Source organism: Streptococcus sp. KHUD_011 (assembly GCF_046352925.1).
Taxonomy (GTDB): domain Bacteria; phylum Bacillota; class Bacilli; order Lactobacillales; family Streptococcaceae; genus Streptococcus.
Genome location: NZ_CP157578.1, coordinates 599,600 through 612,844 on the forward strand (window position 1 = coordinate 599,600; position 13,245 = coordinate 612,844).

Consider the following 13,245-nt stretch of genomic DNA (forward strand, 5'->3'; position numbering starts at 1 on the left):
TAAACTTTTGAGTGAAAAGCCAAGAGAAGACGAAAAATTAAGCTTTAAAGAGCAGATTTTGCGTGATTTAGAAAAAGTAAAACGTTATGAAGGGATTCGCCAAGAGGCCGCTGAGCTTGATGAAAAAAAATCAGCTTTGTCTGTCCCTGACACAAAAATTGCTGATGAAGAGGTGATGAATGCATCCCTATCAGCTGTTGAAAAAATTATGGAGAATGCACCACGTGTTCCACAGCATCCTAGTGAAGATGTGCCTGCATCACCGGCGGAGGAACTAAGAGAGGAAGCTCCAATCGTTCCTAGTCACCCTAGTCAAGATGTTCCAGCTTCACCAGCTGAAGCAAGTCCATCAAAACCGGTTCCAGGACCAGATGTCAATCGTCCACAAAAGGCCGAAAGAGATTTGAACACAACTCCAACAAGAGTAGCTGTTTCTTATAGAACCGAAGAACCAAAAGAGACACAAGCAGAAGCGCCAAGACCTGAACCGGTCGTTGAAGCTGAAGCTGTTGACGTGATTTCTGAAACTCCACGTCGTAGTCGTCGTGAGACAGTTAAACCTGTTAAGAAGAAAAAATCACATTTGAAAGCTTTCTTCATTTCTCTATTGATTTTCCTTGCCTTGATTTCAGCAGGTGGTTACTTTGGTTATCAGTATGTTCAGTCATCTTTATTACCAGTTGATGCTAATTCTAAGCAGTATGTAACCGTTCAAATCCCGGAAGGATCAAATGTCCAAGAGATTGGATCAGCACTTGAAAATGCTGGTGTGATTAAACACGGAGTGATTTTTGCTTTTTATGCTAAATATAAGAATTATTCAGATTTGAAGGCTGGATATTACAATTTGCAAAAGAGCATGAGTACAGAGGATATCATTAAGGAACTACAAAAAGGTGGTACTCCTGAACCTCAAGAACCTTCACTTGCAGATTTAACGATTCCAGAAGGATATACGATTGATCAAATCGCCCAAGTTGTAGGACAATTACAAGGTGAATTTAAAGAGCCTTTGACCGCGGATGCTTTCTTGGCTAAAGTTCAAGATGACAACTTTATCAGTCAAGAAGTTGCTAAATATCCAAACCTACTTGAAAGTTTGCCAACGAAAGAAAGTGGCGTTCGTTATCGTTTAGAAGGTTTCCTCTTCCCAGCGACTTACTCCATCAAGGAAAGCACAACTATTGAAAGTTTGATTGATGAGATGCTGGCAGCTATGGATAAGACCTTGACGCCGCACTATAGTGCAATTAAGTCTAAAAACTTGACAGTCAATGAATTGCTAACAATTGCTTCACTTGTTGAAAAAGAAGGTGCTAAGACTGAAGACCGTAAGTTGATTGCAGGTGTTTTCTACAACCGTTTGAATCTTGGTATGCCACTTCAAAGCAATATTGCAATCTTGTATGCTCAAGGGAAACTTGGCCAAAATATTAGCCTAGCAGACGATGCTGGAATTGACACATCGATTAATTCACCATACAATGTTTATACCAAACCTGGTTTGATGCCTGGTCCAGTAGATAGTCCAAGTCAGGACGCGATTGAAGCAAGTATCAACCAAACAAAGAGTGAGAACCTATACTTTGTAGCCAATGTTACAGATGGTAAAGTCTATTATGCAGTTACTCAAGAAGAACATGATCGTAATGTAGCTGAGCACGTCAATAGCAAGCTTACTCAAAATAGTAGTTCAAACTAAGACTACACAAATGAGAATCTCAGATAGAGATTCAATACTATCGAAAGAAAGTTGAGAAAAATGGCAGAAAAAACATATCCTATGACCCTTGCGGAAAAGGAAAAACTTGAAAAAGAATTAGAAGAATTGAAATTGGTCCGCCGACCAGAAGTGGTAGAACGCATTAAGATTGCCCGTTCATACGGTGACCTTTCTGAAAACAGTGAATACGAAGCAGCTAAGGATGAACAAGCCTTTGTTGAAGGACAAATCTCTAGCTTGGAAACAAAAATCCGTTATGCTGAAATCGTCAATAGCGACTCAGTTGCCGATGATGAAGTAGCGATTGGTAAAACAGTCACTATCCAAGAAATTGGTGAGGACGAAGAAGAAGTTTATATTATCGTAGGTTCAGCGGGTGCAGATGCCTTTGCAGGTAAGGTTTCAAATGAAAGCCCAATTGGACAAGCCTTGATTGGTAAGAAAACAGGTGATACAGCAACCATTGAAACACCTGTTGGTAGCTATGATGTAAAAATCTTGAAGGTTGAAAAAACAGCCTAAAACAGAAAAAAGGAGTGGGGAGGCGATGCGCTTCACTCACTCCTTTTTCCATTTTGCTACTCTTCGAAAATCAAATTCAAACCACGTCAGCGTAGCCTTGCCGTATATATGTGTTACTGACTTCGTCAGTTCTATCTACAACCTCAAAACAGTGTTTTGAGCAACCTGCGGCTAGCTTCCTAGTTTGCTCTTTGATTTTCATTGAGTATAAATTAAATTGAATTGGAGACGTTATGAGTTCAAAGAAGAAAAAAAATAAGATGGAGCGTGGTTTAACTAATCGTCACGTGCAGGTTATGGCCATTGCTGGGACAATCGGAACAGGACTCTTTTTGGGAGCAGGTCGTTCTATTAGCCTAACAGGTCCTTCCATTGTACTGATTTATATGATTACTGGGGCTTTCATGTTCCTCATGATGCGTGCGGTTGGAGAAATGCTCTACCAAGACCCTGAGCAACATACCTTTATCAACTTTATCACGCGCCATTTGGGTAAGGGCTGGGGGTATTTTTCAGTCTGGTCTTACTGGCTATCCGTTGTTTTTATCGGTATGGCGGAAATCACTGCTATCGCACATTATGTGCAGTTTTGGTTCCCAAGCTGGCCAAGTTGGATGATTGAGATTGGATTTTTGACCATTCTAGCCTTGGTCAATCTGATTGCAGTGAAGCTCTTTGGGGAAGTTGAGTTTTGGTTTGCGATGGTCAAGATTGTGGCTATTTTAGCTATGATTGCAACAGGAGTCTTTATGGTCTTGACTGGCTTTAAGACACCTCATGGAGTAGCAAGTTTGGCCAATATCACCGACAATTTCTCCCTCTTCCCTAATGGTGGAGTGAACTTTGTCATGGCCTTCCAGATGGTTTTCTTTGCTTATCTCATGATTGAGTTTATCGGGGTAACAACTTCTGAAACCAAAAATCCACGTCAGGTCTTGCCAAAAGCCGTTAAGGAAATTCCTTTGCGAATCGTCTTTTTCTATGGTGGAGCTCTCTTAGCCATTATGTCCATTATTCCTTGGCGTGAGCTTGCCTCTGCTGATTCTCCCTTTGTTACAGTATTTGAGTTAGCAGGTATCAAGTGGGCGGCAGCCTTGATTAACTTCGTCGTTTTGACATCAGCAGCATCTGCCCTTAACTCAACCCTTTATTCAACAGGACGTCATTTGTACCAGATTGCTCATGATTCGCCAAATCCATTCCTAAAAGCAATCAAGGCGGATACCCTTTCTCGCCATAACGTACCACAAAATGCTATCATAGCTTCAGCGATTTTGATTGCCCTAGCAGCCTTTATCAATGTCTTGCCAGGAGTTTCGGATGCCTTTGCCTTGATTACGGCATCGTCATCAGGTGTCTATATCGCCATTTATATCTTGATTATGGTGGCCCACCTTAAATACCGCAAGTCACCAGACTTTATGGCGGATGGCTATCTCATGCCCCACTATCGTTTCTTAAATCCTTTAACCATGCTCTTCTTTGCCTTTGTCTTTGTAACTCTCTTTTTACAAGAGTCTACATTTGTAGGAGCAATCGGATCAGCTATCTGGATTATCGGTTTTGGGATTTATAGCCAGTGGAAATTTAGAAAATAGATTAAAGACTCATCAACTCAGGTTGGTGAGTTTTTGCTAGTTTGACAGTCTATTGAAATAAGACTATAATCAAGCTGTAACAGTATTTGAGGAGGTTTAGATGTACTTTAGATTGGAAAATAAGGAATCCCATAAATCACAAGAAATAGGGAATCTGATTCGTGCTTATAATCGTTCAAAAAGAGAAGAGGCTGAAAGTGAGCCACTGAATCTTTATGTCGAAGATGAAAAGGGATATCTCCTGGCAGGTCTGGTAGCTGAGACTTTCGGAAATTGGTTGGAAATCGAGTATTTGTTTGTAAAAGAGGAACTGAGAGGGCAAGGAATCGGTTCAAAACTATTGCAGCAAGCAGAAACTGAAGCTAAGAATCGAAACTGTCGTTTTGCTTTTGTCAATACTTACCAGTTTCAAGCTCCAGATTTTTATAAAAGGCATGGCTACAAGGAAGTCTTTACCTTACAAGACTATCCCTACATTGGGCAAAGATATTATTACCAAAAAGATTTGTAAGGTGAATATGAAAGTATAAGGCAAAGAGGGGTTCTTGACATAGGTATGAAGGGGATTCTCGATAAATACCAGTTAAATCCTACAAATTGTGTCTTTCTAGACGATATGGAGGACAGTACAATCGTAGCTGAGACATTAGATGTGAAATCCTACGATGCTGTAGATGTTTTGAAACAAATTGAATAAGCAGAAACTCTCTATCTTTTTTTGGTAGAGAGTTTTTTGTTAATAAAATTTTACAAAATGACATTTATATGTTGCATTGAGCTATGGTAAATGGGCTCAGAAAAAATTTGAACAAGATATGGATGAACTGGAGAGTAGTGAATAGCTTGTTACTCTTTTCTCAATACAGCTAAAATGTGATATAATAGTACTAATTTATTGGAACACATGAAAGTTCTTGAAATTTTTCATTGGTTTCTAGTTAAGGAAGTAGGAAAAATATGTATCCAGATGATAGTTTGACATTGCACACGGACTTGTACCAGATTAACATGATGCAGGTTTACTTTGACCAAGGGATTCACAATAAAAAGGCGGTCTTTGAGGTTTATTTCCGCCAACAGCCTTTTAAGAATGGCTATGCGGTTTTTGCAGGTTTGGAAAGAATTGTGAACTATCTTGAAAACTTGCGTTTTTCAGATAGTGATATTGCCTATTTGGAATCGCTAGGCTATCATGGGGAATTCTTGGACTATCTCCGCAATTTCAAGTTGGAGTTGACCGTTCGTTCTGCCCAAGAAGGGGACTTGGTTTTTGCTAATGAACCGATTGTGCAGGTGGAAGGCCCTCTAGCCCAATGTCAGTTGGTCGAAACGGCTCTTTTGAATATTGTCAACTACCAGACCTTGGTGGCGACTAAGGCAGCTCGTATTCGTTCAGTCATTGAAGATGAACCTTTAATGGAGTTTGGGACACGTCGGGCTCAAGAAATGGATGCGGCCATCTGGGGAACACGCGCAGCGGTCATTGGTGGTGCCAATGGAACTAGCAACGTGCGTGCTGGTAAACTCTTTAATATTCCTGTTTTGGGGACCCATGCCCATGCCTTGGTACAGGTTTATGGTAACGACTATGAGGCCTTCAAGGCTTACGCTGCGACCCACAAAAACTGTGTCTTTCTTGTAGATACCTATGACACCCTTCGCATCGGTGTACCAGCTGCCATTCAGGTGGCGCGTGAGCTGGGTGACCAGATTAACTTTATGGGTGTGCGGATTGACTCTGGGGATATTGCCTACATTTCCAAGAAAGTTCGTCAGCAATTGGACGATGCTGGATTTACAGAGGCTAAGATTTATGCTTCAAATGATTTGGACGAAAATACCATCCTCAACCTCAAGATGCAAAAGGCCAAGATTGATGTCTGGGGCGTGGGAACTAAGCTGATTACAGCCTATGACCAGCCAGCTCTTGGGGCAGTTTATAAGATTGTTGCGATCGAAGATGAAAATGGGAACATGCGCAATACGATCAAGCTGTCAAATAATGCTGAAAAAGTGTCTACACCAGGTAAGAAGCAGGTGTGGCGCATTACCAGTCGTGAAAAAGGCAAGTCAGAAGGAGACTATATCACTTATGATGGCGTAGATGTTGCCAGCATGACAGAAATCAAGATGTTCCATCCGACTTATACCTACATCAAGAAGACGGTTCGTAATTTTGACGCTGTTCCTCTCTTGGTGGATATCTTTAAAAACGGGGAATTGATATACAAGCTGCCTAGCTTGACTGAGATTCAGGACTATGCTCGTAAGGAATTTGACAAGCTTTGGGATGAGTACAAGCGCGTGCTCAATCCGCAACACTATCCAGTGGATTTGGCGCGTGATGTATGGCAAGATAAGATGGACTTGATTGATAAGATGCGCAAGGAAGCCCTCGGCGAAGGAGAAGAAGAATGAGTTTGCAAGAAACGATTATCCAAGAACTGGGTGTCAAACCAGTGATTGATGCCCAGGAAGAAATCCGTCGTTCTATTGATTTCTTAAAGAGATATCTGAAAAAACATCCCTTCCTAAAAACCTTTGTACTAGGGATTTCTGGGGGACAAGACTCAACCTTAGCAGGACGATTGGCTCAACTGGCCATGGAAGAACTGCGAGCAGAAACGGGAGATGACAGCTACAAATTTATCGCTGTCCGCCTGCCTTATGGAGTGCAAGCTGATGAAGCAGATGCTCAAAAAGCCCTAGCCTTCATTCAGCCAGATATCAGTTTAGTGGTGAATATCAAGGAGCCTGCAGATGCTATGACAGCTGCAGTTGAAGCGACAGGTAGTCCTGTTTCAGACTTCAACAAGGGAAATATCAAAGCACGTTGCCGTATGATTGCTCAGTATGCCCTTGCTGGTTCCCATAGCGGAGCGGTCATTGGAACAGACCACGCCGCGGAAAATATCACAGGTTTCTTTACCAAGTTTGGTGACGGTGGTGCGGATATTCTCCCTCTTTACCGTCTTAATAAACGCCAAGGAAAACAACTCTTGAAGGAACTTGGTGCAGACCCAGCCCTTTATGAAAAAATCCCAACGGCAGACCTAGAAGAAGACAAACCAGGCCTAGCTGACGAAGTAGCCCTTGGAGTTACTTATGAAGAGATTGACGACTACCTAGAAGGCAAAACAATCAGCTCAGAAGCTCAAGCAAGAATCGAAAACTGGTGGCATAAAGGCCAACACAAACGCCACCTACCCATCACTGTATTTGATGACTTTTGGGAGTGAAAACCTCCAGTGGAGGTTTTCAGCCTCTCACCTTGAAATAAGAAAGTGAGAGAAGGTCCGGGGGACCTTTTTACCCCGAGTTTAGAAATAAGAAAATGAGGAACCTCCAGTGGAGGTTTTCAGTCTCTCACCTTGAAATAAGAAAGTGAGAGTAGGTACGGTAACTCACAGAGTTCGATTTCGTCGTCTCACCCCCGCAACGATGACTAGGTTTGAAAAAGCTTGCTAGAGCGAATTTCAAACCAGACAGCGACTGCGTCAAGGAACTAGATGAAAAACTTGTTTTTTAGCTGTTGCTGAGTTTAGTCCTTTTACCCCGAGCATGGAAACAAGTAAACGAGGAAGATCCGGGGGACCTTTTTAGCTTATTACCTTGAAATTCAACAGCAAAACAAGTTTCAATGAAGATTGGACAGAGAATCATCCATCAGAAAGTGAGGCGACATAATGAAAGCAATCGGTACGCAAATATTACAGACAGATCGTTTAATCTTGCGAAGATTTGTGGAAAGTGATGCAGAAGCCATGTTTCAGAATTGGGCTTCGTCCGCTGAGAATCTGACCTATGTCACCTGGGATCCTCATTCTGATGTCGAGGAGACTCGAAATTCGATTCGTAACTGGGTTGCTTCCTATACTAATCCCAACTATTACAAATGGGCCATTTGCCTCAAAGAAAATCCGGAGAAAGTTATAGGAGATATCAGCATCGTTGCAATAGATGAGAACGATTCTTCTTGTGAAATTGGCTATGTGCTAGGCAAGAAATACTGGGGTCATGGTATGATGACAGAGGCCTTGAAAGCTGTTTTGGACTTCTGTTTTACTCAAGTAGACTTTCAAAAAGTCAAGGCACGTTATGCCAGTCTCAATCCAGCTTCAGGTCGTGTCATGGAGAAGGCTGGAATGTCCTATCTCAAGACTATTACCAATGGTGTAGAGAGAAAAGGCTATCTTGCGGACCTTATTTATTATCAGATAAGTAGGGAAGACTAGTGAATTTTCTTTTCTGTTTTCATCGAAGTCAGACTTTGTCTGGCTTTTTTTGCAACATTTTTTACATAACCTGATTAAATTCCTATTTTTCCCTATCATTGTCCCTGTTTTTTCTGGAATTTTGGGGCTATAATAATCCTATCAAATCAAAGAATGGAGGAAGGCAATGGATAATATAATCTTTTTTATCAGTGTGTTTCTTGCTGGAATTCTTTCCTTCTTTTCTCCTTGTATCTTACCCTTGTTACCGGTCTATGCAGGGGTCTTGTTGGATGACAAAGATGGTGCTCAGGCTTCTAGTGGCAAATTTTCAATCTCAGTTGTCAGTTTATTGCGAACTCAGGCCTTTATAGCGGGTATTTCTTTTATCTTTATCTTACTGGGATATGGTGCTGGTTTTTTAGGAGACCTTTTGTATACCTCTTGGTTTCAGTATGTGACGGGTGCGGTTATCATTCTCTTGGGCTTGCACCAGATGGAAGTCTTACATTTTCAGGGACTCTATAAGGAAAGAAGGCTACAATTAAAGAGACAGGGGCAAAAGGGGAATGGCTATAGTCAGGCATTTTTATTGGGGTTAACCTTTAGTTTTGCCTGGACGCCTTGTGTGGGGCCGGTTCTGGGCTCTGTTTTGGCTTTAGCGGCTTCAGGTGGCTCAGGTGCTTGGCAGGGAGCTGGTCTCATGTTAATCTATACGCTGGGTCTAGCACTACCATTTTTGGTTCTAGCTCTTGCCTCCAGCTATGTTTTGAAACATTTCCGAAAACTTCATCCCTACCTTGGAACCCTCAAAAAAGTAGGAGGTTTCCTCATTATCGTGATGGGAATCTTGGTGCTTTTGGGAAATGCTTCCATTTTGACTACATTATTTGAATAGAGAGGAAGAAGAAATGAAAAAATGGCAAACATGTCTCCTTGGAGTAGGCTCAATCTGTTGCTTGGCAGCCTGTTCGGCTAAAAATATGTCAGACGAATCTACTATGAAGGAGCAAACAAAAACAGAACAAGTTAGTTCGCAAACTGCGACTAAAGGTCAGGCGGTTGCTGATTTTGAACTGACGGGAGTTGATGGCAAGACTTACCGTTTATCTGATTACAAGGGCAAGAAAGTCTATCTCAAATTCTGGGCGTCTTGGTGTTCCATCTGTCTAGCCAGTCTTCCAGATACAGATGAAATTGCTAAGGATGCTGGTGATGACTATGTGGTCTTGACAGTGGTGTCTCCTGGACACAAGGGGGAACAAGCTGAAGCAGACTTTAAGAATTGGTACAAGGGCTTGGATTATAAAAATTTTCCAGTTCTAATTGACCCGTCAGGTAAACTCTTGGAAAGTTATGGTGTCCGTTCTTACCCAACTCAAGCCTTTATAGACAAGGAAGGCAAGCTGGTCAAAACGCAACCAGGCTTTATGGATAAGGATATGATTTTAAAGACATTGAAAGAAATGGGGTAGAGAAAGGTCATGAATGATAAAGTAAAATTGTTTGTCTTGGCAGGGATTTTTTTCCTAGCCATAAGCGGTTTCTATTTTCTATTGATGCGAAATGCAGGGCAGACAGATAGCTCTCAAATTGAGAAAGCGGCAGTTAGCCAAGGAGGAAAAACAGTGAAAAAAACAGAAGTTAGTAAAGATGCAGACTTACACGAAATTTATCTAGCTGGGGGATGTTTCTGGGGAGTTGAGGAATATTTCTCACGCGTTCCCGGTGTGACAGATGCCGTATCAGGCTATGCAAATGGTAGAGGGGAAACAACAAAGTACGAATTGATTAACCAAACAGGTCATGCAGAGACAGTCCATGTTACTTATGATGCCAATCAAATTTCCCTCAAGGAAATCCTGCTTCATTACTTCCGCATTATCAATCCAACCAGCAAAAATAAACAAGGAAATGATGTGGGGACCCAGTACCGTACGGGTGTTTATTACACAGATGACAAGGATTTAGAGGTGATTAACCAAGTTTTTGATGAAGTTGCTAAGAAATACGATCAACCTCTAGCAGTTGAAAAGGAGGCCTTGCAGAATTTTGTAGTGGCTGAGGATTACCACCAAGACTATCTCAAGAAAAATCCAAATGGCTACTGCCATATCAATGTTAATCAGGCAGCCTATCCCGTCATCGATGCCAGCAAATATCCTAAACCAAGCGATGAAGAATTGAAAAAGACCTTGTCAACTGAGGAGTATGCAGTTACCCAGAAAAATCAAACAGAACGAGCTTTTTCAAACCGCTACTGGGATAAATTCGAATCTGGTATCTATGTGGATGTGGCAACTGGCGAACCTCTCTTTTCATCAAAGGACAAGTTTGAGTCTGGTTGTGGTTGGCCTAGTTTTACGCAACCAATCAGTCCGGATGTTGCCACCTACAAGGAAGATAAGTCCTACAATATGACGCGTATGGAAGTAAGAAGTCGAGTGGGAGATTCTCACCTTGGCCATGTCTTTACGGACGGTCCACAGGACAAGGGTGGCTTACGCTACTGTATCAATAGTCTTTCTATCCGCTTTATTCCTAAAGACCAAATGGAAGAAAAAGGCTATGCTTATTTACTAGATTATGTCGACTAAGTTACCTTTCTTAAGCAGTTAGAGGAGAATTTTGCTATACTGATACTAGTAAGTGATAAAGGAGCAGAGCATGACCTACACAATCTTAATCGTAGAAGATGAATATCTGGTGAGACAAGGCTTGACCAAGCTGGTCAATGTAGCAGCCTACGATATGGAAATCATCGGTCAGGCTGAAAATGGAAGGCAGGCTTGGAAATTGATACAAAAGCAGGTACCAGATATCATTTTAACTGATATCAACATGCCCCAGCTAAATGGTATCCAGTTAGCCAGTCTGGTCCGAGAAACCTATCCTCAGGTTCATCTAGTTTTTTTGACAGGCTACGATGATTTTGATTATGCCTTGTCTGCTGTCAAACTCGGTGTGGACGACTACCTGCTCAAACCCTTTTCTCGTCAGGATATTGAGGAAATGTTGGGGAAAATCAAGCAAAAGTTGGATAAGGAAGAGAAAGAAGAGCAGTTACAAGATTTATTGACCGATAAGTTTGAGGGAAATATGGCCCAGAAAATCCATTCTCATCTAGCTGATAGCCAATTTAGCTTAAAGTCTTTAGCTAGTGACTTGGGATTTAGCCCGACTTATCTGAGTTCTTTGATTAAGAAAGAGTTGGGCCTGCCTTTTCAGGATTATTTGGTAAGAGAACGTGTTAAACAAGCCAAGCTCTTGCTTTTGACTACAGATCTGAAGATTTACGAGATCGCAGAGAAGGTTGGCTTTGAAGATATGAATTACTTTACTCAACGCTTTAAACAGGTTGCGGGTGTGACGCCTCGTCAGTTTAAGAAGGGGGAAGGTCGATGAAACGTTCGTCTCTTCTAGTTAGAATGGTTATTTCCATCTTTCTGGTCTTTCTCATTCTCCTAGCTGTGGTTGGGACTTTCTACTATCGATCTAGTTCTTCAGCCATTGAGGCTACCATTGAAGGCGATAGCCAAACAACTATCAGTCAGACTAGCCACTTTATTCAGTCTTATATCAAAAAATTAGAAACCACCTCGACCAGTTTGACCCAGCAGACGGATGTTCTAGCCTATGCTGAGAATCCCAGTCAAGACAAGGTAAAGGGAATTCGAGATCTATTTTTGACCATCTTGAAGGCAGATCAGGACTTGAAAGCTGTTGTGCTGGTAACCAAGTCTGGCCAGCTCATTTCTACAGATGACACTGTGCAGATGAAAACATCTTCAGATATGATGACTGAGGATTGGTACCAAAAGGCCATTCATCAGGGAGCTAAGCCAGTTTTGACTCCAGCTCATAAATCAGATAGTCAATGGGTTATTTCTGTCACTCAGGAACTTCTTGATGCAAAGGGAGCTGATCTGGGCGTTCTTCGCTTGGATATTTCCTATGAAACTCTGGAAGCCTATCTCAATCAACTCCAGTTGGGTCAGCAGGGCTTTGCCTTTATCATCAATGAAAACCATGAATTTGTTTACCATCCTCAACACACAGTCTATAGTTCGTCTAGCGAAATGGAGGCTATGAAACCCTATATCGAGACAGGGCAGGGCTATACACTGGACCACCAATCCTACGTCAGTCAGGAAAAGATTGTAGGAACTGATTGGACGGTGCTTGGCGTGTCATCACTGGAAAAGTTAGACCAGGTTCGGAGTCAACTCTTGTGGACCTTGCTTGGGGCTAGTGTCACATCACTTCTTGCCTGTCTCTGCTTGGTGTGGTTCAGTCTTAAACGCTGGATTGCCCCTTTGAAGGATTTGAGAGAAACCATGCTGGAAATTGCTTCTGGTGCTCAAAATCTTCGTGCCAAGGAAGCAGGTGCTTATGAACTGAGAGAGGTGACTCGCCAGTTCAATGCCATGTTGGATCAGATTGATCAGTTGATGATAGATATTCGTAGGCAGGAAGAAACGACCCGTCAGTACCAACTTCAAGCCCTATCAAGCCAGATTAATCCGCATTTCCTCTATAACACCTTGGACACGATCATCTGGATGGCTGAATTTCAGGACAGTCAGCGAGTGGTTCAGGTGACCAAGTCCTTGGCAACCTATTTCCGCTTGGCGCTCAATCAAGGCAAGGACCTGATTTGCCTGTCTGACGAAATCAACCACGTCCGTCAGTATCTCTTTATCCAGAAACAACGTTATGGGGATAAGCTAGAATACGAAATTAATGAAAATCCTGCCTTTGATAATCTAGTCTTGCCCAAGTTGGTGTTGCAACCCCTTGTAGAAAATGCTCTTTACCATGGCATTAAGGAAAAAGAAGGTCAGGGACATATTAGAGTTTCTGTCCAGAAACAGGATTCAGGATTGGTCATTCGTATTGAGGATGATGGAGTTGGCTTCCAAGATGCTTCTGATAGTAGTCAAAGTCAACTCAAACGTGGTGGAGTTGGTCTTCAAAATGTTGACCAACGGCTCAAACTTCATTTTGGAGAAGATTACCAGATGAAAATCGTTTCTGCCCCTTTAAAAGGAACGAAGGTTGAAATATACATAAATAGAATAGAAACTAGTTAACTCCCAGTCAATTCTGGGAGTTTTATGCGTAATTGAGTAAGCTTTCTAGGTTGTCTATCTTGCTAAAAAGTAGAAAAAACGATATGATAGATAAT

At 41.9% G+C, this 13,245-nt stretch carries 13 protein-coding genes; all 13 read left to right on the plus strand.

Going from position 1 to position 13,245, the window contains the following annotated elements:
• The first annotated feature begins 7 nt into the window (after positions 1-7).
• The 13 genes from mltG (at position 8) to ABKJ27_RS02800 (ending at position 13,150) form a co-directional block, all read left to right on the plus strand.
• Positions 8-1,702, plus strand: a complete 1,695-nt coding sequence (mltG, locus tag ABKJ27_RS02740; protein WP_410011988.1) for an endolytic transglycosylase MltG — start codon at positions 8-10, stop codon at positions 1,700-1,702.
• 60 nt (positions 1,703-1,762) lie between these two features.
• Positions 1,763-2,245, plus strand: coding sequence for a transcription elongation factor GreA (greA, locus tag ABKJ27_RS02745; RefSeq protein WP_000818748.1), 483 nt, complete (start codon positions 1,763-1,765; stop codon positions 2,243-2,245).
• Positions 2,246-2,478: 233 nt separating this feature from the next.
• Positions 2,479-3,843 carry an amino acid permease gene (locus ABKJ27_RS02750; RefSeq protein WP_410011989.1) on the plus strand — a complete coding sequence of 455 codons (1,365 nt, stop codon included), beginning with the start codon at positions 2,479-2,481 and terminating at the stop codon, positions 3,841-3,843.
• A gap of 100 nt (positions 3,844-3,943) precedes the next feature.
• The gene (locus ABKJ27_RS02755) at positions 3,944-4,354 is read left to right on the plus strand and encodes a GNAT family N-acetyltransferase (RefSeq protein ID WP_410011990.1); all 411 of its coding nucleotides are present in this window, start codon (positions 3,944-3,946) and stop codon (positions 4,352-4,354) included.
• 45 nt (positions 4,355-4,399) lie between these two features.
• Positions 4,400-4,540 carry a hypothetical protein gene (locus ABKJ27_RS02760; protein WP_000676227.1) on the plus strand — a complete coding sequence of 47 codons (141 nt, stop codon included), beginning with the start codon at positions 4,400-4,402 and terminating at the stop codon, positions 4,538-4,540.
• A 260-nt stretch (positions 4,541-4,800) separates the two neighbouring features.
• Positions 4,801-6,261, plus strand: a complete 1,461-nt coding sequence (locus ABKJ27_RS02765; protein ID WP_045607303.1) for a nicotinate phosphoribosyltransferase — start codon at positions 4,801-4,803, stop codon at positions 6,259-6,261.
• Positions 6,258-7,082: an ammonia-dependent NAD(+) synthetase gene (nadE, locus tag ABKJ27_RS02770; RefSeq protein WP_045607301.1), complete on the plus strand. Its 825-nt coding sequence runs from the start codon at positions 6,258-6,260 to the stop codon at positions 7,080-7,082. Before ABKJ27_RS02765 ends, nadE begins: the two co-directional genes overlap by 4 nt.
• Positions 7,083-7,529: 447 nt before the next feature.
• Complete coding sequence (locus tag ABKJ27_RS02775) at positions 7,530-8,078, plus strand: GNAT family N-acetyltransferase (protein WP_261043379.1); 549 nt, start codon at positions 7,530-7,532, stop codon at positions 8,076-8,078.
• A gap of 166 nt (positions 8,079-8,244) precedes the next feature.
• Positions 8,245-8,955 carry a thiol-disulfide oxidoreductase-associated membrane protein CcdA2 gene (ccdA2, locus tag ABKJ27_RS02780; RefSeq protein WP_410011991.1) on the plus strand — a complete coding sequence of 237 codons (711 nt, stop codon included), beginning with the start codon at positions 8,245-8,247 and terminating at the stop codon, positions 8,953-8,955.
• Between the two features lie 13 nt (positions 8,956-8,968).
• The gene (locus tag ABKJ27_RS02785; RefSeq protein ID WP_000759264.1) at positions 8,969-9,532 is read left to right on the plus strand and encodes a redoxin family protein; all 564 of its coding nucleotides are present in this window, start codon (positions 8,969-8,971) and stop codon (positions 9,530-9,532) included.
• 9 nt (positions 9,533-9,541) lie between these two features.
• Positions 9,542-10,654: a peptide-methionine (R)-S-oxide reductase MsrB gene (msrB, locus tag ABKJ27_RS02790; RefSeq protein ID WP_410011992.1), complete on the plus strand. Its 1,113-nt coding sequence runs from the start codon at positions 9,542-9,544 to the stop codon at positions 10,652-10,654.
• A 70-nt stretch (positions 10,655-10,724) separates the two neighbouring features.
• A complete protein-coding gene (locus ABKJ27_RS02795) occupies positions 10,725-11,462 on the plus strand; it encodes a response regulator transcription factor (RefSeq protein WP_410011993.1) in 738 nt (245 codons plus the stop codon).
• Positions 11,459-13,150 (plus strand): cache domain-containing sensor histidine kinase, encoded by a 1,692-nt coding sequence (locus ABKJ27_RS02800; RefSeq protein WP_410011994.1) that lies wholly within the window; start codon positions 11,459-11,461, stop codon positions 13,148-13,150. Before ABKJ27_RS02795 ends, ABKJ27_RS02800 begins: the two co-directional genes overlap by 4 nt.
• The last annotated feature ends 95 nt before the right edge of the window (positions 13,151-13,245 follow it).